The sequence below is a fragment of the Lentilactobacillus senioris DSM 24302 = JCM 17472 genome (assembly GCF_001436555.1).
GTDB lineage: Bacteria > Bacillota > Bacilli > Lactobacillales > Lactobacillaceae > Lentilactobacillus > Lentilactobacillus senioris.
In genome coordinates this window covers 100,925-120,323 of the sequence record NZ_AYZR01000004.1, presented here as the reverse complement: position 1 = coordinate 120,323, position 19,399 = coordinate 100,925, and the positions used below count along the sequence as shown (strand labels likewise).

Annotated in this window: 19 protein-coding genes; 9 read left to right on the top strand and 10 right to left on the bottom strand. The window is 40.6% G+C overall.

Annotated elements, in window-relative coordinates; all coding sequences use genetic code 11:
- Nucleotides 1–52: 52 nt before the first annotated feature.
- Complete coding sequence (locus FC56_RS00885) at nt 53–1,006, top strand: aldo/keto reductase (RefSeq protein WP_056977385.1); 954 nt, start codon at nt 53–55, stop codon at nt 1,004–1,006.
- Between the two features lie 16 nt (nt 1,007–1,022).
- On the opposite strand, the gene FC56_RS00880 is transcribed toward FC56_RS00885, so the two are convergent.
- From FC56_RS00880 to FC56_RS00860, 5 genes are all read right to left on the bottom strand, one after another.
- Nucleotides 1,023–1,397, bottom strand: coding sequence for a DUF1048 domain-containing protein (locus tag FC56_RS00880; protein ID WP_054670307.1), 375 nt, complete (start codon nt 1,395–1,397; stop codon nt 1,023–1,025).
- Nucleotide 1,398: 1 nt separating this feature from the next.
- Nucleotides 1,399–1,773 carry a DUF1048 domain-containing protein gene (locus FC56_RS00875; protein ID WP_056977383.1) on the bottom strand — a complete coding sequence of 125 codons (375 nt, stop codon included), beginning with the start codon at nt 1,771–1,773 and terminating at the stop codon, nt 1,399–1,401.
- The gene (locus tag FC56_RS00870; protein WP_056977382.1) at nt 1,773–2,096 is read right to left on the bottom strand and encodes a PadR family transcriptional regulator; all 324 of its coding nucleotides are present in this window, start codon (nt 2,094–2,096) and stop codon (nt 1,773–1,775) included. Before FC56_RS00870 ends, FC56_RS00875 begins: the two co-directional genes overlap by 1 nt.
- A 353-nt stretch (nt 2,097–2,449) precedes the next feature.
- Nucleotides 2,450–3,082, bottom strand: a complete 633-nt coding sequence (locus tag FC56_RS00865; RefSeq protein ID WP_225425393.1) for a C40 family peptidase — start codon at nt 3,080–3,082, stop codon at nt 2,450–2,452.
- Nucleotides 3,083–3,240: 158 nt separating this feature from the next.
- The gene (locus tag FC56_RS00860; RefSeq protein ID WP_056977379.1) at nt 3,241–4,356 is read right to left on the bottom strand and encodes a VanZ family protein; all 1,116 of its coding nucleotides are present in this window, start codon (nt 4,354–4,356) and stop codon (nt 3,241–3,243) included.
- 117 nt (nt 4,357–4,473) lie between these two features.
- Between FC56_RS00860 and FC56_RS00855 the strand changes: the two genes are divergently transcribed.
- From FC56_RS00855 to FC56_RS00845, 3 genes are all read left to right on the top strand, one after another.
- The gene (locus FC56_RS00855) at nt 4,474–4,854 is read left to right on the top strand and encodes a DUF1093 domain-containing protein (RefSeq protein ID WP_054670324.1); all 381 of its coding nucleotides are present in this window, start codon (nt 4,474–4,476) and stop codon (nt 4,852–4,854) included.
- 114 nt (nt 4,855–4,968) lie between these two features.
- Entirely contained in the window at nt 4,969–5,364 is a 396-nt protein-coding gene (locus FC56_RS00850) for an iron-sulfur cluster biosynthesis family protein (protein WP_054670327.1), read from the top strand.
- An 89-nt stretch (nt 5,365–5,453) separates the two neighbouring features.
- Nucleotides 5,454–5,885, top strand: a complete 432-nt coding sequence (locus FC56_RS00845) for a GNAT family N-acetyltransferase (RefSeq protein ID WP_056977377.1) — start codon at nt 5,454–5,456, stop codon at nt 5,883–5,885.
- A gap of 62 nt (nt 5,886–5,947) precedes the next feature.
- On the opposite strand, the gene FC56_RS00840 is transcribed toward FC56_RS00845, so the two are convergent.
- A complete protein-coding gene (locus tag FC56_RS00840) occupies nt 5,948–6,271 on the bottom strand; it encodes a heavy metal-binding domain-containing protein (RefSeq protein ID WP_056977375.1) in 324 nt (107 codons plus the stop codon).
- Nucleotides 6,272–6,417: 146 nt separating this feature from the next.
- Between FC56_RS00840 and FC56_RS00835 the strand changes: the two genes are divergently transcribed.
- Entirely contained in the window at nt 6,418–7,233 is an 816-nt protein-coding gene (locus FC56_RS00835) for a methylenetetrahydrofolate reductase (RefSeq protein ID WP_056977373.1), read from the top strand.
- A gap of 53 nt (nt 7,234–7,286) precedes the next feature.
- On the top strand, nt 7,287–9,221 hold the full coding sequence (locus tag FC56_RS00830) for an elongation factor G (protein WP_056977370.1): 1,935 nt from the start codon (nt 7,287–7,289) through the stop codon (nt 9,219–9,221).
- 46 nt (nt 9,222–9,267) lie between these two features.
- Here the strand turns inward: FC56_RS00830 and FC56_RS00825 are convergent, their stop codons facing one another.
- The 4 genes from FC56_RS00825 to FC56_RS00810 all read right to left on the bottom strand — a co-directional run bounded on the left by FC56_RS00825 (nt 9,268) and on the right by FC56_RS00810 (nt 15,273).
- A complete protein-coding gene (locus tag FC56_RS00825) occupies nt 9,268–10,002 on the bottom strand; it encodes a class A sortase (RefSeq protein ID WP_056977368.1) in 735 nt (244 codons plus the stop codon).
- The gene (locus FC56_RS00820) at nt 9,992–10,786 is read right to left on the bottom strand and encodes a class C sortase (RefSeq protein ID WP_056977366.1); all 795 of its coding nucleotides are present in this window, start codon (nt 10,784–10,786) and stop codon (nt 9,992–9,994) included. Before FC56_RS00820 ends, FC56_RS00825 begins: the two co-directional genes overlap by 11 nt.
- A 61-nt stretch (nt 10,787–10,847) precedes the next feature.
- A complete protein-coding gene (locus tag FC56_RS00815; RefSeq protein ID WP_056977364.1) occupies nt 10,848–12,350 on the bottom strand; it encodes a SpaA isopeptide-forming pilin-related protein in 1,503 nt (500 codons plus the stop codon).
- Between the two features lie 4 nt (nt 12,351–12,354).
- Entirely contained in the window at nt 12,355–15,273 is a 2,919-nt protein-coding gene (locus FC56_RS00810) for an MSCRAMM family protein (RefSeq protein ID WP_056977362.1), read from the bottom strand.
- 356 nt (nt 15,274–15,629) lie between these two features.
- Between FC56_RS00810 and FC56_RS00805 the strand changes: the two genes are divergently transcribed.
- From FC56_RS00805 to FC56_RS00795, 3 genes are all read left to right on the top strand, one after another.
- Nucleotides 15,630–16,082: a DUF3290 domain-containing protein gene (locus FC56_RS00805; protein ID WP_056977360.1), complete on the top strand. Its 453-nt coding sequence runs from the start codon at nt 15,630–15,632 to the stop codon at nt 16,080–16,082.
- A 2-nt stretch (nt 16,083–16,084) separates the two neighbouring features.
- On the top strand, nt 16,085–16,726 hold the full coding sequence (locus tag FC56_RS00800; protein ID WP_056977358.1) for a DUF421 domain-containing protein: 642 nt from the start codon (nt 16,085–16,087) through the stop codon (nt 16,724–16,726).
- 119 nt (nt 16,727–16,845) lie between these two features.
- The gene (locus FC56_RS00795; protein ID WP_056977357.1) at nt 16,846–19,380 is read left to right on the top strand and encodes a M1 family metallopeptidase; all 2,535 of its coding nucleotides are present in this window, start codon (nt 16,846–16,848) and stop codon (nt 19,378–19,380) included.
- Nucleotides 19,381–19,399 lie beyond the last annotated feature (19 nt).

The following is a 19,399-nucleotide window of genomic DNA, read 5'->3' as shown; positions in this document are numbered from 1 at the left end:
ATTGTCGGACTTTTACAATGAAAATTAGATTAGACATTAGGAGGCCAAAATTATGAAGCAAGTAAAAATGGGTAACACCAACTGGACTGCTTCTGCGGTTGCTTTAGGGATTATGCGTATGGAAGCTTTATCCGTGGATGACGCTACCAAATCACTACAAACGGCAGTAGATGCTGGAATTAACTTTGTTGATTCTGCTGATATTTACGGAATGGGCAAGTCAGAGGAAAACTTTGGTCAAGCTTTGAAGCAATCCGGAATTGCTCGTGATAAATTGTTTATCCAATCCAAGGGTGGAATTGTTACCGACCCTGCTCGTAGTCACGGTAGTTTTGTTTTTGGTCAACGTTACGATTTTTCTAAGCAACACATTTTAGAAGCCGTTGATGGTATTTTGGAACGGATGCAAATTGATTATTTGGATTCCTTTCTATTACACCGGCCTGATCCTTTGATGGAACCAGATCAAATTGCGGCGGCATTTGATGAATTGCAAATGGCTGGTAAAGTCCGACACTTTGGGGTATCTAACTTTAATCCACAACAATTCATGCTGGTTCAAGAAGCAGTCAGCCAAAAGCTACTGATTAATCAATTGCAATTTAGCATTGCTCACACTGGGATGGTTGATTTTGGGATGCATACTAATATGAAAGATGAGCGGTCGATTGACCATGATGGCGGTCTATTAGAATTTGCCCGGCGAAAGGGTTTGACCATTCAAGCCTGGTCTCCATTCCAATACGGAATGTTTGAAGGGACCTTTATTGATAGTCCTAAGTACCAAGAACTCAATGATCTACTGGCGAAACTAGCTGAAAAATACCATACTAGTAAAAATGGTATTGCGGTGGCCTGGATTTTACGGCACCCAGCTAACATGCAAGTGTTATTGGGAACCATGACTCCGGAGCACATCGCCGACAGTGCTGCTGGTGCAGACATCGAATTGACAAAACAAGAATGGTACGATGTTTATTTTGCGGCCGGAAATGATTTACCATAATACTAAAGATAGCGGGCTATTTTCTTTGATGAGAATGGCTCGCTTTATTTAGTTTAGCGTGCACCCGTTTTTGCATATCGTTTTTCCAGTCTTCAGCCCAGAATTTGGTTTGCAATGATTGCCGGAAGTTTTCGGCAAATTCACCTACGTTAGTTCCGACATAATCTAAAACCGGAATATGGTTATCCACGCCATCTTGAAGAAAATCGATTAGTTGGTAAAGGCCGGCGATTGTGTCTAGGCCAGAACCACCAGCGAAGGTGAAGAGGTATTTTTCTACTTCTTTGTAGACGACCTGATAATCTTTGGGCATGGCGTGAACTCGTTTCATTTGAGCGCGCCATTCTCGTTTATCTGCCCGCATTTTGGTGAAACGTTGAAATAAACTCATGTTATTTACCCCCTAGTTTTTTGTTAATTCGTTGGTTGATTTTTGCTTGTTTTTTCTGTTGGTAATTCTCCGTCCAGTTAGGCACGTTCATGGATTCGCCCCAGTCATGAGCAAATGCTGCGATGTCCGGGCCGATGAATTCTGCGACGGGGGTTTGTTGAGCTGCTACTTCACTAAATAAGTCAATGAGATTTACTTGGGCATCCATTAAGTCGAAGCCATCGAACCCGCCGTAATTAGCCATTAGGTAGTCACTAATTTGTTGAAACGCTTGCTGATAGTCTGGAGGTAGTTGCTTTACTCGGTCCATTGCTGCTTGGTATTGTAACTTCTTTTGATGGAGGGCTTTTAAATTCCAATATTCTTTTTTAAACATTATGCTTTCCCCTTTAATTCCTTGAGTCGGTCAGTCAAGAAGCCCCATTTATCCCAGAAACGAGCGAGTTCTTTGCGACCAGTTTCGTTAAGGGAATAAAATTTGCGCATGGGGCCGATGTCACTTTTGCGTTTGACGGTGTTCACCCAGTCATTTTTTTCTAGTCTGATTAATACCGTATAGACGGTGCCTTCGACGATATCTTCAAATCCGAGATCCTGAATGGTTTTGGTGATTTCATAGCCGTAGGTTTCGCCGCGACTAATAATTTCTAAAATGACGCCTTCGAGGACGCCCTTCAACATTTCCGTAATATCTTTCATGAGTTCTCCTAATAAGTGTTGCTTAGTAGCTAAGATAACTGAATTTCAATTGAACGAAGTAGTGGGTCGCTACTTGTTATTCCTAAGTACCGGTACATAGGAATACAAAATAGCGGTTCCGTCAACTACTTAGTAATAAAAAGTAGCTTATGAAAATAAATAAAAACCGCTAACCATTGATGAATAGTGGTTAGCGGTGGTTGAATATTGATTTAATTTTTAGTTGGTACTCGAAAGTACCCGAGCGCAGTGGTTGGCTGAGTTTCAAAAAACAAAACTCTAGCCAACTTTGCGAAGGTTCAACTAAAAATTTCTTTCAGAAATTTAGTTTCTCTCTCCAGCACTTTAAAACTTTATTTTACTCTCCCCGCAAAACTAGGCATGAATGCAGAGCTGATTGTTTCTACTTCTACATTTGAACCAGGTTGAGGTGCAGCTACGTATTGGTTGTTACCGATGTAGATGGCAACGTGATAAGATGCGCCTTGGCTTCCCCAGAACAAGAGGTCGCCAGGTTGAGCAGCACTAACGCTTTCGTAAGTTACTTGGCCTTCTTGAGCCGCGGTATTATGACCTAAGCTAATGCCAGCTGCGTTTTGGTAAACGTAAGCAGTTAATCCTGAGCAATCCATTCCGCTGAGGCTAGCGCCGCCCCAAACGTAAGGGATGTTCATGTTAGCTAATTTTTTAGCGTAGTTAACTACGGCACTGTTAGAACTAGTAGTGGTAGTATTAGCCGTAGCTTGATTGGCAGTACTAGTATTTGTTGCTACGCTATTAGCTGAGTAACTATTATTGGCGTAATTATAATTATAGTTGTAATTATAGTTAGTACCTTGATTAGCGTATCCAGCATTATAGGTTTGAGTAGCTTGAGTAGTTTGTGGTTGAGTATAAGTGTCGGCGCTTGCCACATCTGTGGTAGCGATGCCTGCTCCCATTAATCCAAGGGTAGCAAGTAAAGTTAAACGAATAGGTAATTTCAAAATCAATTCCTCATTTCTAGTTGATGACCACATTGTAACGTGTCAATATTACGAGGCAATTGGGAGAGATTTACAACTTTAGGTCGAAAATGGCAATTGGATGAAATTAGGTTATATTCGTAACTTGGCTGCCATAAATGTTACATTGAAAAAATAAGCTAATGACCAATTTCTCTAGTGTTAGTCATGTGTTCATAAAACATCTTGCTGTTTTGCTTAAACATTAACACCAAGATATCCAATAAGAATAGCAACAACGCAATACCAGCAATTGCTAAAATGGTAAAGTAAAAGGCCCTACTACTGCCACGATCCGAATCGAATTTGACTAGGACTAACGGAATGAAGTAAAAAAGGTTACCTAGGGCTAAGCCATAAAATAGGAACTGCCGGAACAATAGTTGCAAAAAACCAGCAGCTGATTCGTCTTCTGCCACCAGACTAATTTTGACGGCCCCCTTACCAATCGTAGTGCCCTTACTGAAGTAAGGTAATATTACGAAGTAGATGAACACACCACCCAAGTAGCTTAGGTAATTATTCAGTCCTAATTGGGGAACTAACAACCCTAAAGCAATAAAAATAATTAATAAAATAATCCAATCAATGACAAATGCGATAGCTCGGCGAGAAAAACTAGCGACATTACGTTTTTGTTCAGCATCATAGTTGAGCCGAGAAAGTGGGGGGAACAGTTTGGCAAATAAGGGTTCGATTAAATAACCGCAGGTACCACCTAAGGTATTTAAAATTAAATCGTCAACGTCGAATAATCGGTAAGGACGCGGATAGATAAAGTACAAACCACTTAACTGAGTCAATTCAAAAAAGAGGGAAAGGCAAAAGGATGCCAAGACCACTTTTTTAAACGAGAGCTTCCAAAAATAACGTAAATACAAACCAAACGGTACGGTGAGCATGAAATTAAAGAAAGGTTGCAAAAAGGCACTTTGCTTAAGGGCGGGAACGTAGGTGCTAGGGTCTAGCGGTCTAAAGACGGTATTAGTGATGAAATAATGCAATGCATTGAAAGGAACTAGTTGCATCCAAGGAGTATGTAAGTGAGCAACAAAGCTTTGGCTAGGTAGTGGCAAAATAATTAAGTAGTAGGCACAAATCAAATAAAAGCTGAAACTAAAGACAATTAATACTTTTAGTTTGGAAATGGAACCATACTTGCGGTACTGCAATACGGCATACGGAATTACGGCAAGCAAGGCGATAAAAATAAAAGTAAAAAAAGCTGAAACAATGGGGAATACATAAGCACTCATAGTCGACCTCCAGGTTATGATTGTACTAATTTAATTATATCATTATCGATAGTTTCTTCACTTCTGTTTGTTTTAGATATGCTACAATTAATCAAAACCAAGGAGGGTTTATTTACTATGAAGAAAATAATTTGGCTAATTGTGGGAGTGGCGGTAGTAGTATTAGCTTATTTTGGTTGGAACTACTATCAAGAAACTTACCAAGGACATACGGCTTACGCAGTAGTAAGTAGTAAAGTGCCAACGCGAGAAAAAACGGTGGACGATAATGGTAAGACCATTTCTAATTCCTATTCGTACGTTTACCACTTTAAATTTGTGAGAACGGACGGAAAGGTCCAAAACATGGAATATGAACTAATGGGTTCAGATCCGAAACCATTTACTCCTAACTCATACGTTAAAGCTAAAATTTCTCAAAAACGAGTAATTAACGGGCCTAACGAAGTGAAAGCGGACCAAGTTCCAAGTGATGTGAAAGCTAAGCTTAATAATTAATGAAAACTGAAGTGTTAAAATTAGCATTTTTCAGTAAAGGGAGTAGAATATAAGTTGTTGATACGAACTTTTAGTAAGTAATTTGCTGATGTGAATTGCTAAGGAGGAATGAATATGCCAACAATTAATGTAACACCAACAATGTTGGAATACCTTAAGACTAAAGGAATTACTGATAAAGAGTTGATTTTGATCACGGATGACGCTGGGGGCAAGTACTCACTAAATGGTGGGTCCTGTAGCTTAGGGGCTAACTTCACCATTATCGTGTTGGATCAGCCGGACCCAGATTATCAATTGAAAATGGAAAATAACGCTGACCTTCACATGTGGACTTCTAAATACGATACGATGTTTTTTGAATCTGGTTTAACGCTAGATTACAAGAATCACAGTGTTGAAATTAGGGATAACGCCCATATTTTGGATAACGCAGTCCAAATTGCTAACGGGCAGGAAGTGCTTAATGCTGCTGGTAAAGGGATGCAAGCTAGTGGTGGTAATTGCTAAATAATATTTTGACCGATGTTAACAAAACATCGGTTTTTTATTTGTTAAATTCAGAGTAATGGTTTATTGTTGCCTCAAGGGGTGATCAAATGTTAACCATTAAAAAAACAGCAGAATTAAGTAGCACGGAACTTATTGAAATTATGAAACAGCGGGTGGCGGTTTTTGTAGTGGAACAAAACTGTCCCTACCAAGAAGTTGACGATGCTGATTTTAACGATTGGCACATTATTTTGCACGAACACGAACACATTCAAGCCTATGCGCGAGTCATCGATAAGGGTGATTACGTTACCTTTGGCCGCGTGTTAGTTGCTGAACCATTTCGGGGTCAAGGATTAGGTCGTCAGATTGTTAGTGCGGCCTTAGAAATGATCGCCGATAATTTTACTGGACGCCCAATCAAGATTCAGGCCCAGGCTTACTTACAAAAATTTTATGAATCGTTTGGCTTTCAAGCCACGTCAGCAGTGTATTTAGAGGACGATATTCCACACTTGGACATGCAAAAAATTAATTAAAAAAGGAACAGCGACCAAATGGTCAAGTTGTTCCTTTTTATTAGGCTTATTAATATTAAAAGTTAGTCTACAAACTTAACTGCAGTACCGTACGCAGTCACGGTTTCCATCCCCGCATCAATTGAATCGGTATCGTAACGCATCATAACTACGGCGTCAGCGCCCATTGCGGCCGCATTTTGTCGTAATCTGTCAACGGCGGTGTCTCGAGTTTCAGACATCAATTCAGTGAAGGCTTTAATTTCCCCACCAATTACGCTCTTTAGGCCGGCACCAATGTTTTTAACAACGTTTTTAGATTGGGTGGTCAAGCCGAAAACTTCGCCAATTACTTCATAATTTTTACCAGGAATATTTTCAGTGGTAACTACTAAAATTTGTGCCATAATATTATCTCCCTTACTGGATGTGATTTATTAATCCAACAGTACCATAGCGGTTATTTAGAAACAAATAAAACGCCGTGGAAATTTTAGACTGGCGACGGTTTGCTATAATAAAAGCAATTAATTTTTGTAAAGGAGGCCTCTTCATGTCATTTTCTATAGAAATTGTTCCTCCTAGTAGTCCAGATAAAGTGCCGGATTATGAAGAAATGTTGGCTGGATTAGCAGATTTACAGCCCACTTCGGTGGCAGTTACTTTGGGTGCCGGGCAGACCACAACTGCTAAAGAGGCTAGTTTAGTGACCTTAACTAGGGTGCAAAACCAAATGGGGCTGCCGGCGATTGCCCATTTGACTGGCCTCTATGAAACTAAAGCCAGTGTTACCGCCTTTTTAGAACGATTGAGAACCATTAACGTCCATCAGATAATGGCGTTGCGGGGAGATTACCAAGCTGATCGACAAGTGGGGGACTTCTTACATGCTAGCGACTTAATTACCTATCTTAAAACTCAAGGTGATTTTCAAATTAGTGCGGCTTGTTATCCGGCTGGTCATGCGGAAGCTGATTCATTGGCAGCAGATTTGCAGTATTTGCAGTTGAAGGTAGCAGTTGGCGCTGAGCGATTAATTTCGCAAGTTTTCTTTGATAATCAGGTCTTCTATGATTTCACTGATCGGGCGCAAACTGCTGGCATTAACGTCCCAATTGTGGCCGGAGTTATGCCGATTTTGAGTTTGCATTTGGTCGAGATTTTGACTACTAAAATGGGACTAACGTTAACGCCAACGTTAGAACAGTTGGTTTCCAGATATGGTGACGATCCAGTAGCCTTTCGCCAAGTGGGATTGGAGTTTACGCAACGGCAAATTGAAGATTTACAAACTCATCAAGTTGCTGGGATCCATCTATTCACCATGAATGATTTGGCGGCCACCAAAGCCCTTTGCGGTCTGAATTGACAACCAGGTTATAATTAAAGACAGCGAATATCGAAGCATGAGGAGATTTTTTCATGAAACAAATTGTAACTGGGATTGTGGCCCACGTGGACGCAGGCAAAACCACGTTATCAGAGGCACTGCTGTACCAAACTGGAACTGTCAGACAACTAGGGCGAGTGGATAACGGTGACGCCTTTTTGGATTCTGATAGTTTGGAACAAAAACGCGGTATTACGATTTTTTCTCATCAAGCCAACTTGCAATACGAAGATTTAGCGTTAACACTGCTAGATACTCCGGGACACATGGATTTTGCTAGCCAAACGGAGCAGGTCTTAAGTGTTTTAGATTATGCAATCTTGGTGGTTTCAGCTACCGATGGGGTGAGAGGTTACACTAGAACCCTGTGGCATCTGCTGGAACGTTACGAAATTCCAACCTTCATTTTTGTTAATAAAATGGATGTGCCCGGAGTTGACCGCAATGCTGTTTTACAAGATTTACAAACTAATTTAGCGGATGGTTGCGTAGCCTTTGACACCGCTGAATTAACTGAGGCAACTCAAGAAGAAATTGCGATGCAGTCCGAAAAAGCGTTGGATGAGTTCATGGAAGTAGGGGAGTTGAGCGAGCAAACCGTTCAACGGTTGATTCAAAACCGCCAAGTTTTTCCAGTTTATTTTGGCGCAGCCTTGAAGTTGGCAGGCGTTACTGAGTTACTGGCTGGAATGGCGAAATGGACACTTGAAACGCGAACCGAACGCGAATTTGGCGCGCGGGTGTTCAAAATTTCTCGTGACGATCACGGTGAGCGCTTAACCTGGTTAAGGGTGACTGGTGGCGACTTACAACCGAAAATGATGGTAATGGACAAGCAAAAGATTAACCAGTTAAGAACATATAACGGAATTAAGTTTGCGAACCAAACGCGAATTAACGCGGGACAAGTTTGCGCTGTGACTGGCTTAACTGGAACGTATCCCGGCCAAGGCTTAGGCAATCAAGTTGACTCCTTGAGCCCAATGCTCCAACCGGTTTTAAACTATGCGGTCCAACCCGAAACCGTAGATCTACAAACCACTTTGGCAGCATTACGGGAACTCGAAGATGAAGATCCCCAATTGCACGTCCAGTGGGACAGCCATTTGCAAGAAATTCGGGTGCAATTGATGGGGGCCGTGCAACTAGAAGTACTACAACAGCTTTTGCTAGCCCGGTTTGGGTTACAGGTGCAATTTGGTGAAGGCAGCATTTTATATCGCGAAACCATTACCGAAACCGTAGAAGGAGTCGGGCACTTTGAACCCCTTAGACATTATGCGGAAGTCCACTTATTGATGGAACCGGCTCCGGCTGGCAGTGGCCTAGAATTCGTGGCGGATTGCCCGGTAGACGTGCTCGGCAAAAATTGGCAACATCAAGTGATGGCTAATTTAGCTGCTAAGGAACAACTGGGCGTACTAACTGGTTCCCCATTGACCGATGTTAAGATCACCTTGATTAACGGAAGAGCCAGCAACGTCCATACCGTGGGCGGGGATTTTCGTGAAGCTACCTGGCGAGCAGTTCGCCAAGGATTGATGCTATTGAAACAACGAAATGTGTGCCAGTTACTAGAACCCTGGTATCAATTTAGATTGGAGATCGGTAGTGACCAAGTGGGGCGCGCCTTAAACGATATTCAAAAAATGAACGGGACCTTCGAAGCGCCCACTAATGCTGGTAATGCGGAAATGGTTACGATTGTTGGAACTGCGCCGGTTTCTGAGATGCAAGAGTACTCTCAGGATGTTAATGCTTATACTCATGGGCAAGGACAGTTAGAGTGCGTATTTGCCGGTTACCAGCCATGTCATAACGCAGCCGAAGTGGTAGCAAACACTGATTACGACCCAGTGGCAGATGTCGCTAACACCCCGGATTCCGTCTTTTGCGCCCACGGTGCTGGTTATCCAGTAAAATGGGACAAGGTACCAGCGATGGCGCATGTGGGATATTTACAATAAAAAAACACCAGTAATGATCTAGCTAAAAAGATCATCGCTGGTGTTTTTATTTGTATGACTGAACCGATTGCAATTTTCCTTGGACTACAATCCGGTCTGGTTCGTTCCAACGCCAAGAGGCGCAAGTGATAAGGGTGATTAACTTACGTCCTGGTTGATCATCTAAGACTTCCACGTCGTCTTTATCGACAATTTGATTGCTAATGGCTTGGTAGGTGTAGACCTTTTTCATGTCAGTAATGATAATGCGGTTGCCCTTTTGGACGCGTTTGATCGGGGAAAATAAAATGCGGGTGTTGGTCATATAATGACCAGCTAGGGCGTAGTTGCCTTCTCCCATTTTTTGGTCGGGTTTTAAAGTTCCGGCCCCGCGTACTAAAACGGCGTTACTAACCCCGATGCCAATTGGTAAATACAAGCCCACGGCGGGAATCATGAGGCGGCCGGCTGGATAATAATTAGAGCTTCCACCTTTATAGCCACTAGTATCTTTATTAGAACTGAAGCTTTTAATGACATCTTGAGCTTGATAATTAGCGACGGCGACAGGATTTAGTTGCCCAGTTTTAGCGTAGTTAAAATCATCGCTTTGACTACGATTTTGGCGTTCCACTTTAGCTGCTTTAGCGATTTTATCAGCTGTTATGTCATCGTATTCTTTTTTACCCAGGTGCTTGATGGCTGGTGATTCAGTGAGAGCCACGGTTAAAATAATGATCCCAATCAGAAAGGTAAGGATTAACAGCCAAGAAGCTGGATGTTTGGAATGTCTAGATTTCATCTGAATCACCTCCTTTACGGTTCCGGAAGTAACGGATTAATCGGTAGATGAGGTAAGCGACTACTGCAACCCCTAATGCCACCATCAAAATCTTGTACCAGTCCCAAACAAAATGGGCCTTAGGAATCGACTTGGATTCGTTAGGAATGCGGTGCCCAGTAACTAAGAGCCGATGGGTGTTGATCATGTAAGGGGTACAGGTCATCAGAGTCACTTGGTTAGTCTGAGGATCTCGCTGAACCGGGTTAGCAGTGGTTGGCTTGATGGTCTTGATATTATCAACTTCATAAGTCATCAACCCATAAGCGTTTTTGAGGTAAAACTTATCGCCGACTTCTAGACGGGGTAAGTCAGTAAATAACTGGGCTCCTGGCAATCCCCGGTGAGCGGTAATTAAACTGTGTTGGTTTTTCTTACCTATGGGAACGTCGGTGCCTTGAACTAAGCCAGCGTAACGATTTAGGGTCTTATCACTAGTCCCTGGGAAAACCGGTAGTTCCACGTCAATTGCTGGAATGGAAATAAAGGCGAGGGGATCTGTCCCGTAAGCGGTGCTAGAATGATCGCCGAAAGGATCGTTAACGGTCTGCTGTTGGTAAGTTTGCTGCTTGAGAAGGCTTTGTTGTGCTTCTTTAAGTTTCTTTTTACTTGCGTATTGTAGACTAGTTTTATATTCATTAAGGGTGCCTTGTTGGCGAAGAGAGGTATAGTAGTTGCTAACCATGGGGAAACTAAGTAGCCCCAGGCCAAGAATGAATAATAGGATTGCGAGCCATTTGCGCATGGTTAGTTCCTCCTCTCGGATATGTAGAACGAAGCCGAAGCCTCGTTATTAATCTATTGAATTATACGTTGCGTTGCTTCTTGTAGTAAAGGTAACCTGAACCACCCATTAATGCTAAACCAGCGATAACGAAGAGCCAGATACCCATGCCACCGGTGATAGGAAGTGAGTAGCGTTTGTTTTTAATGAGTTGGTCTTTGGAACCCATTTCAAAGTTAAGTTGTGAGTCGTTAGCAGCTAATTTTGCATAGCCTGATGGTGCTTGGGTTTCAACTAAGGAATACTTAGTTACTTTTCCTTCAGCATCGTTGCGTTTGTCATAAACGTAAGGAATACCAGTAAAGCCGAATGTTCCATCATCTTTTGATACTAATTGTGTAGATGCTTTGGCTTCATCTATAGTTCCCCAGCCAGTAAATTCGTAAGAGTTATTAAATTTAGCGTATTCTGTGGTTGGGTTTCCACTTTCGTCAAAACTTTCTTTCTTAACGATAAATTTAGCACCTTCTAGTAATTTAGTATTTTCATCTGCATCCACTTTGATAAAGTCAGCGCCACCTGTAATTAGGTAGTTTTTAACCTCGATACCAGTAACGTTTCCACTTTTATCTTTAGTAATAATGAAGTAATCGTTATTTTTTTGACTAGTAGTAATGGTACCATCTTCAGCTACAGTAAAATTCATAGAAATTGGATTTTCAGCTTTCATTTGTTGGTACCAAGGAATAGATGAAATGGAAGTTTCTGTTATGGTGTATTCGCCTGGAGCCAAGTTACCAAAAGTGATATTACCATTGGCATCTGTAGTTACTTTTTTATTGTAACCACTGCTATTTGTAATAGTAAACTCAACATTTTCAAGCTCTAATAAGTTTGTAATGTTGGTTGGAGCTAATGGGTCAATTCCTTTTTTAGTTAATTGAGTTGTGGTGTCTTTAGGGAACAGGTTCTTAGCATATAGGTGAGCAGTACCGCTCACACCAGTGATTGGTAAGTTAAAAATTAATGGGGCAGAGATTGAAGTGATATCTGTTAAGTTAGCTGCCTTAGTTTCTAAAATCAAGTAAGTTCCATTGTTGGTGATGTTATTAAATTCAAGAATCCCTGAACTATCTTGTAATGTTAGAGCTTTTGAGTTAGTTAAGTTGTTATTTGCAGTATTAGTCTCAATGAAATCATTTTGATTGTCTATAATCTCTGAAGGGGTGGTTGCTCCTTTTTTGATTTGAGAAATTAAAGCATCACGAGCTGTAGCATATTCCGCTTCTGTCATGTTATCTGGATCTAATAAACCTTTACCAACTTTGAAGATTGTAAATTCAACATTACCGTTTTTAGTAGCATCGTATGGTGTCATCCCGTTTAAAGCTTCACCAGTTAACTCGCTACCAGTATTGGTAATAGTTTTACTTGAGTCGGTGTTAAACATCTTGTGCAACTGGATATTTACGTTTTCATCTGGTGCTGGAGTACTTTTAACCTCTGCGCTTGCGTTAATTGCAGATCCACCGACAAACATCAGGGCGGTGACTGCTAACGTCCGTAGTATTTTTTTGAATTTCATGGTCTTATCCTCCTCTTGAGTGAGTGCGCCGAATGGCGAGAGACAGTGAGATAGAGATTAATCCAATAATGACAATCCAGATAATTCCGGATCCCCCCGTAACAGGTAAGCTGTAATGAGTGTTTTCGATTTTCTTGATCTGAGCATCACCTCCTGAATCTTTGTTAACTATGAATATAGTTGGATTTGAATCTAATGAATAACCGTTTGGAGCTTCAACCTCGATTAATTCATAAGTGTTATACGGTAAGCCACTGATACTAATGAGTCCATCCGTATTACCAACAGATTTACTTTCCAATACTGTAGCTTTATCTTGGCTTGCTACTGTACCGGTCATTTTACCGTTAGCATCAAAGGTTAAATAGTCGTTACCGTGTTTAACTACAAACTTGGCTCCATTTAATCCGTTTTTGGATGCGCTATCAATTTTTTGGAAGTTGTAACTACCGCGAGTAATGGTGTTATTAACCGTAATAGTTTTATCTGAAATAGTTGCCTTTGGATTATCAGAAATTGTCCACTTCTTATTTTCTTTATCGTATGAAATAGTTATAGCGGGAACTAGTGGATCGTAACCATTCATAGTATTTTCAGTTAAAATGTACTTCTTAGAGCGGTCCAAGTCGATTAAACTAATTGTGCCGTCTGCGCCAGTAGTATATTCAGTACCATCTCCAGTTGCGCCTTCTTCCTTAAGGTTAAAGGTGGCGCCTGGAAGAAGGTTATACTGACCAGGATTCCAGGGATTTTCACCTTTCTTAACTAATGTGAGATTGTCTGTATCAATAACAAATTTAGTAACTACCTCGTTAGTATCATTGTCCCAAGTATAATCAACTCCAGAATCAAATTTAACGTTAGCCTTATTAGTAAATGTACCAATAAATTTTTCTGAGAACGTAACTTTCATCTGAATGGCGAAGTGGCCACCATTAAACTCTAAAGCTTCAATTTCTTTGTTAGAAAGAGAGTAAGTTATAGATTGACCTACAATATTGATATTCCCTTTGGTAGCAGTTACGAGATTACCATCGGTATTGTAGAGCCTGATATTTGAACTTGTAACGCTCATCCCTTCTGGCAAGGTGTCAGTAAAAATGATTTTGTTAGGCTTAGCGATTGATTTATCTGGAATATTGTAAGTTTTTTGATAAATGGTGTAGTAAAAACTATTCATGTTTTCATCATTTCTATCAATTGTTACTTTATCCAAATTATTATTATCTATACCAATGTTTTCAGTTCGGTGAACAGTTTTAATTGGTTTTTCTGGTTTCAATGGCCTTATAGAGCCACTAGAAATGGATTGCCAAGTAAAACCATAATCACTACGGAGTTTGAATTTATGGGTTACACCAGAAATAGGGAAGGATACGGCTCCTTGTTCATAGTCAGTAGAACCTAAAAAGTCACCCCATTGATTTGCGCCTGAGTAGTCATGCCCTTTTTCCCAAACTCCCTCACCGATACCTTCGTACCAGCCATTATATTTACCATTGCTATCATGCCCTTTTTTAACTAAAGATTCATCTGAAAGAATTCCTTCAATGTAATTGCCATTTTCATCTACAGTGTTAGTACCAGCCCATTCATTACCATTGGAATTTCCATTAAGAGATCCAAAGGTAATAAATGATTTATTACTGTCTGTGCCAGGACTTACAGATAGTGCTTTTGTGCCATCGGCAGTAGTAAAAGTAATATCGATATCGAAACTTTCAATATTGTTGTAAACTAATCCGGAATAAAAGTTATTAGAAAAATCGATATATTTATTTGAAGTTCCGGTAGGTTGCTTACTACTATATTTAATATTGGAGATTTTTATGATAGCTCCCATTTGCTGAGCTAGCGTTTCTTCAGCATTATCTTCGTAGTAAACACCAACGTTATCGTATTTAACGTAGAATGATGCATTACTTTGATTCGTCGGAAGCTTTACAGCATAGGCTTTAGACTGCATGGTATCGTTAGGATTACTAGGATCTTTAACATATGTTTTATATGACTTATAGTAGTCATTTTCATAAGATGCATCATTCCAATAGCCACCGTCTAAATTTGTTTTGTCGCCGTAAATAACAGATCCTGGGATATTTTTTGTATCAATACTCAATTTGCTTGACCAACTATCAGCAGAAACTTGAGTTCGATAAACATCCAGTTTATCATCAGGAACTTTTACTGTTTCAGAAGGTGTGATTGCTTGTGGCTTTATAGTCTTCTGCTCCTCACCATCTTCATCATCTGCTTCCTCTGTAGCTTCTGCTTTGGTAGAGCTACTTTCCGCTTGTTTCTTAACTTGTCTGGCAGTTACTTGTTTTTGAGATGCCTTACTTGCCACCTTTTTGTTGGTGTTGGTAGGTTCTTCTTTAGTAACTTCTTTTGAAGTAGAAGTGTTTGAGGACTGTTCTTCAAACACAGAACTAGAATTTGGATCTGCAATTTTTGATTCTTGATTATTGTTACTCAAGTTAAATTCAGGAATGTCGTATTTTTCCTGATCATGATTCAATAATAGTTGGAGCTTTAATTTGTCGGCAGTAGTTTGATAATTGATTGCTAGAGGAACTTCTAATGTTACGGTTTGAGCTTTTGAAGTTATATTTTCCACCATTAGTCGTTCTTGGTTATCCTTATCAAGGTCAGCCTTAATTTGTTTTTCATCAATCTTTATTTCTGACTCGTCATCAAAATTAGCTTGTTCATTATCAGCCAACTCTAAATTGACCTCTTCGTCTGCATCAAGGTCTAAGATTATTGATAACTTTGCTTGATCTGATTTTGAGTCACTTATCTTTTCAACAGTCGCATTTTTGATAGTTGGGCCACGTTCCTGAGCTTGAATAATTACTAGCGGAAACGGTGCCGCAATGACCAAAAAACTTAAAAAAAACACAATTCGGAGCCATTTTTTCATGAGGAGTACCTCCATTTCGAAAGTGGTTAGGGATTGCTTTATTAATTTATGGTGATGATAACAAATAAATGTGGGCAAAATGTGACTGAAATATGTTTATAATTAAAGCGTAATCGAAACCCTTACATAACAATGGTTAATGGCCTATCACAATTTCAAAAGATGTTATAAGCACAAGTAATAATAAAAGAGGAGTGTGGTTATAAGGTCATTTCATGACTTTTGCCCCCCTCCTTTTTAATTTAAAATTTATTTTCCCTCTAAAAATACGGCGCCAAGTTAAGGAACTGAGCTGACAATTCCTTAAATAATGTGTGTGCTAAAATGTTTTTAACTTATTAAAGGAGTAATCTAGAATGGATTTTTACACTTATCAATACCTCCAAAACAATCAAAATAATTGGCAATATGTTCATATCGGCGTGATTATTATTTTGGTGATTTTATTCATTGCCTTTGGGATTAGGTACCTAAAAAATCGGTGGGACGTTAAATATAAAGACTTAACCATTATTGTGGGGGTCCTGTGTTTGCTGATTGTGGGGATTCAGGCTAATGATTATACGAATTTGCGTAATTCCATTAAACAAACCGGTCAGGTTACGCAGATAGTGCAACAGGTGGCGACCAAACTAAAGGTGAAGCCCCAACGGGTATTGATTAATGCCACTCAACTTAATAACACTACTAACTTATTAGTTAAAACTCCTAAGGGCTATTTTCGTCTTTTGTTTAGCGAGGATGGCACTCAGTTTGTATTAGAAAAAATTCAACTATCTCATCCCGAGATTAAAATTCAGGAGGATTAATTATGTTCACCTATTCAGACATTATTCTTAAGCTAATTGTCGGTTTTTTATTTATCACCTTTTTAATTAATTTTACCGGTAAGGGCAATCTGGCTCCCACTTCGGCTCTGGACCAAATGCAAAACTACGTCTTGGGTGGCATTATCGGTGGGGTGCTTTATAATCCGGCAATTACGCTGACCCAATTTGTGGTGGTTTTGCTCATCTGGTCCCTGTTAATTTTAGTTACCCGTTACGTTAAGACCCATGTCCACTGGGTGGGAAAGTTGATTGATGGTGAGCCGGTCACGATTATTAAAAACGGACGGATTTTGGTAGATAACTGTTTGAAGGTTAATTTATCCGCTAAAGAAGTCGATTTTAAGCTAAGAACCGCTGGGGTTTATAACATTAGCGAGGTCAAACGAGCTATTATCGAACAAAATGGCAGTCTCACCGTCCTCAGACAGGGGGATGGCAGTATTCGTTATCCGGTAATCGTTGATGGTCAAATTGATAACGATGTCTTGGAAATTATGGGTAAAGACGAGAAATGGCTTACCCAAGTTTTGGCTCAACACGGGGTTACCAATGTTAAAGATGTTTTCATGGCGACCTTTAAAAATAACGAACTCCAGGTGGTTCGATATACTGAAAATGATTAATGAAAATAGGTAGTAACAAAACGGTTTACTTCCACACCATAGAATTTAAAAGTAGCTAAACCCTTGTTCTTGAATTGAAAACGCTATAAGATGAATACTAAATTATTTAGGAGGTTGTCATGACACAAAACGGGCATTTATACGAAACATTTCAACCAGAGCATTATGACTTAAATATCGATATTAACCGGGCTAAGAAAAAAATCGCTGGGACTTCAACGATTACTGGGAACGCGGTGGACCCAACCATTGCGGTGCACCAAAAATACTTAACGATTGAATCCGTCATGGTGGATAACCAAGAAGTAACGTTTGAAACCGATGATGAAGCGGAATTAGTGCGCATTAATTTGCCAAGGGCGGGGAAGGTAACCGTGATGATTGCCTATGAAGCACCCTTAACTGACACGATGATGGGGATTTATCCTTCATACTATGAACTAGATGGCAAACGCCAAGAAATTATTGGGACCCAGTTCGAAACTACGGCAGCTCGACAAGCCTTTCCTAGCGTTGACGAGCCAGAAGCCAAAGCTACTTTTGACTTGGCAATTAAATTTGATGAAAAACCTGGTGAAACCATTTTGGCTAACATGCCGGAAGTGCGTGAAGAAAATGGCGTTCACTACTTTGACACCACTAAACGGATGTCGACTTATTTAATCGCGTTTGCCTTCGGTGATCTTCAAAGCAAACAAACTACTACCAAAAGTGGAGTTAAAATCGGTGTCTACTCCACCAAAGCCCATGATATTAATGAGCTCGATTTTCCGTTAGACATCGCTAAACGCTCAATTGATTTTTACGAAGAATACTACGAAACTCCATACCCATTACCCCATTCTTGGCAGTTAGCCTTACCAGACTTCTCCGCCGGAGCAATGGAAAACTGGGGTTTGGTCACCTACCGTGAATCTTACCTATTATTTGACCCAGCCAATGCTTCCATGGCTACCAAACAACACGTGGCAACTACTATCACCCACGAACTAGCTCACCAATGGTTCGGGGATTTGGTAACCATGAAGTGGTGGGATGATCTGTGGTTGAACGAAAGTTTTGCCAACATGATGGAATACGTGGCAGTAGATGCCTTAGAACCAGATTGGCATATTTGGGAAACTTTCCAAACTTTAGAAGTACCACGGGCTTTGCAACGGGATGCTATTGATGACGTTCAACCCGTTCACGTGGCGGTTGAAGATCCCGCTGAAATTGCGGCGCTGTTTGACAGTGCCATCGTTTACGCTAAGGGTTCGCGGATGCTGGTAATGGTCCGTTCCTTAATTGGTGATGAAGCCTTACGTTCTGGCTTAAAGAACTATTTTGCAGCCCACCACTACGGTAATGCTACCGGTGCTGATCTATGGGCAGCGCTAGAAGAAGCTTCCGGTCAAAACGTGGGAATGATTATGAATTCCTGGTTAGAACAACCTGGTTACCCAGTAGTATCTGCCTCCGTGGTTGACGGTCAATTAACGTTAAGTCAACAACAGTTCTTTATCGGAGATGGCAAAGACCAGGGACGTATCTGGCAAATTCCGTTGAACGGTAATTATGATGTGGTGCCAACCATTATGGCCGGCAAAGAAATTAAGTTGGGTGACTATCAGGAATTGCGGCAACAAGCCGGGCAGGCGTTTAGATTAAACGTCGGCAATAATTCCCATTTCATTGTGAAGTATGATGAAACCTTGTTGAACGACTTATTGAGTGAAATGGCTGACTTTGATGCCATCACCCAATTACAGTTCTTACAAGATTTACGGTTATTAGCGGAAGGTCAACAAATCAGTTTTGCAAAAGTCATCCCATTACTACAACAATTTGCAGCCAGTCATTCGGCAATTGTCATTACCGCTCTTTACCGAATTACTACCGACCTCAAGAAATTTGTAACACCAGATTCTGCTGAAGAACAACATTTACAAGCCTTCTTAGGTCAATTAAGCAAGGGACAAGTGGAACGGTTAGGGTTGACTAAACGCGATAGCGATACGCCTGAAGATTTAGTAATCAGACCCGCGGTTATAAGCGCCGCCTTGTATGCGCAGGATAAAGCAATGATTGCCCAAGTCCATGAATTATTTAATGAACATCAAGCTGACTTGATTAATTTGCCGGCAGAAATTCGGGCTTTAACGATCAGCAATGAAATTAAGCATTACAACAGTATGAAATTATTTGATCATCTAATGGACTTGTACCGCAAGTCTAGTGATGCCAGCTTTAAGGCGGATTTACAAGTAGCCTTAGCTGAAACTCCAGATGCTAAACAAGTGGCTAAGTTGATTGAAGATTTTGAAAAACCAACGATCATCAAGCCACAGGATTTACGGGCTTGGTTCCCAGCGGTCTTAGCTAATGATGCTGGTCAACAGGCAGCTTGGGATTGGATCCGCAACGATTGGGGTTGGATGCAAAAGACGGTTGGTGGTGACATGGAATTTACTGGTTTTATTACTTCAATTGCCAATATCTTCAAGACGCCAACGCGGTTACAAGAGTTTAAGGACTTCTTTATCCCTAAACTCAACACTCCAGGATTAACCCGTGAAATCACGATGGATGAACGAATCATTGTTGGGCGAGTGGCGTTAATTGAAGCGGAACAAGCAGCAGTCAATGATGCATTTGCTGCTGAAAGTAAATAAGCCAACTGACTTTATTAAC

What these genes read in the sequence shown, in the direction of transcription:
- FC56_RS00820 (WP_056977366.1), bottom strand. Translation starts at nt 10,786, where the DNA reads ATGCGCAAATGGCTCGCAATCCTATTATTCATTCTTGGCCTGGGGCTA.
- FC56_RS00880 (WP_054670307.1), bottom strand. Translation starts at nt 1,397, where the DNA reads ATGAGTTTATTTCAACGTTTCACCAAAATGCGGGCAGATAAACGAGAA.
- FC56_RS00835 (WP_056977373.1), top strand. Translation starts at nt 6,418, where the DNA reads ATGTCATTTTCTATAGAAATTGTTCCTCCTAGTAGTCCAGATAAAGTG.
- FC56_RS00860 (WP_056977379.1), bottom strand. Translation starts at nt 4,356, where the DNA reads ATGAGTGCTTATGTATTCCCCATTGTTTCAGCTTTTTTTACTTTTATT.
- FC56_RS00885 (WP_056977385.1), top strand. Translation starts at nt 53, where the DNA reads ATGAAGCAAGTAAAAATGGGTAACACCAACTGGACTGCTTCTGCGGTT.
- FC56_RS00875 (WP_056977383.1), bottom strand. Translation starts at nt 1,773, where the DNA reads ATGTTTAAAAAAGAATATTGGAATTTAAAAGCCCTCCATCAAAAGAAG.
- FC56_RS00840 (WP_056977375.1), bottom strand. Translation starts at nt 6,271, where the DNA reads ATGGCACAAATTTTAGTAGTTACCACTGAAAATATTCCTGGTAAAAAT.
- FC56_RS00830 (WP_056977370.1), top strand. Translation starts at nt 7,287, where the DNA reads ATGAAACAAATTGTAACTGGGATTGTGGCCCACGTGGACGCAGGCAAA.
- FC56_RS00810 (WP_056977362.1), bottom strand. Translation starts at nt 15,273, where the DNA reads ATGAAAAAATGGCTCCGAATTGTGTTTTTTTTAAGTTTTTTGGTCATT.
- FC56_RS00870 (WP_056977382.1), bottom strand. Translation starts at nt 2,096, where the DNA reads ATGAAAGATATTACGGAAATGTTGAAGGGCGTCCTCGAAGGCGTCATT.
- FC56_RS00850 (WP_054670327.1), top strand. Translation starts at nt 4,969, where the DNA reads ATGCCAACAATTAATGTAACACCAACAATGTTGGAATACCTTAAGACT.
- FC56_RS00800 (WP_056977358.1), top strand. Translation starts at nt 16,085, where the DNA reads ATGTTCACCTATTCAGACATTATTCTTAAGCTAATTGTCGGTTTTTTA.
- FC56_RS00825 (WP_056977368.1), bottom strand. Translation starts at nt 10,002, where the DNA reads ATGAAATCTAGACATTCCAAACATCCAGCTTCTTGGCTGTTAATCCTT.
- FC56_RS00855 (WP_054670324.1), top strand. Translation starts at nt 4,474, where the DNA reads ATGAAGAAAATAATTTGGCTAATTGTGGGAGTGGCGGTAGTAGTATTA.
- FC56_RS00805 (WP_056977360.1), top strand. Translation starts at nt 15,630, where the DNA reads ATGGATTTTTACACTTATCAATACCTCCAAAACAATCAAAATAATTGG.
- FC56_RS00815 (WP_056977364.1), bottom strand. Translation starts at nt 12,350, where the DNA reads ATGAAATTCAAAAAAATACTACGGACGTTAGCAGTCACCGCCCTGATG.
- FC56_RS00795 (WP_056977357.1), top strand. Translation starts at nt 16,846, where the DNA reads ATGACACAAAACGGGCATTTATACGAAACATTTCAACCAGAGCATTAT.
- FC56_RS00845 (WP_056977377.1), top strand. Translation starts at nt 5,454, where the DNA reads ATGTTAACCATTAAAAAAACAGCAGAATTAAGTAGCACGGAACTTATT.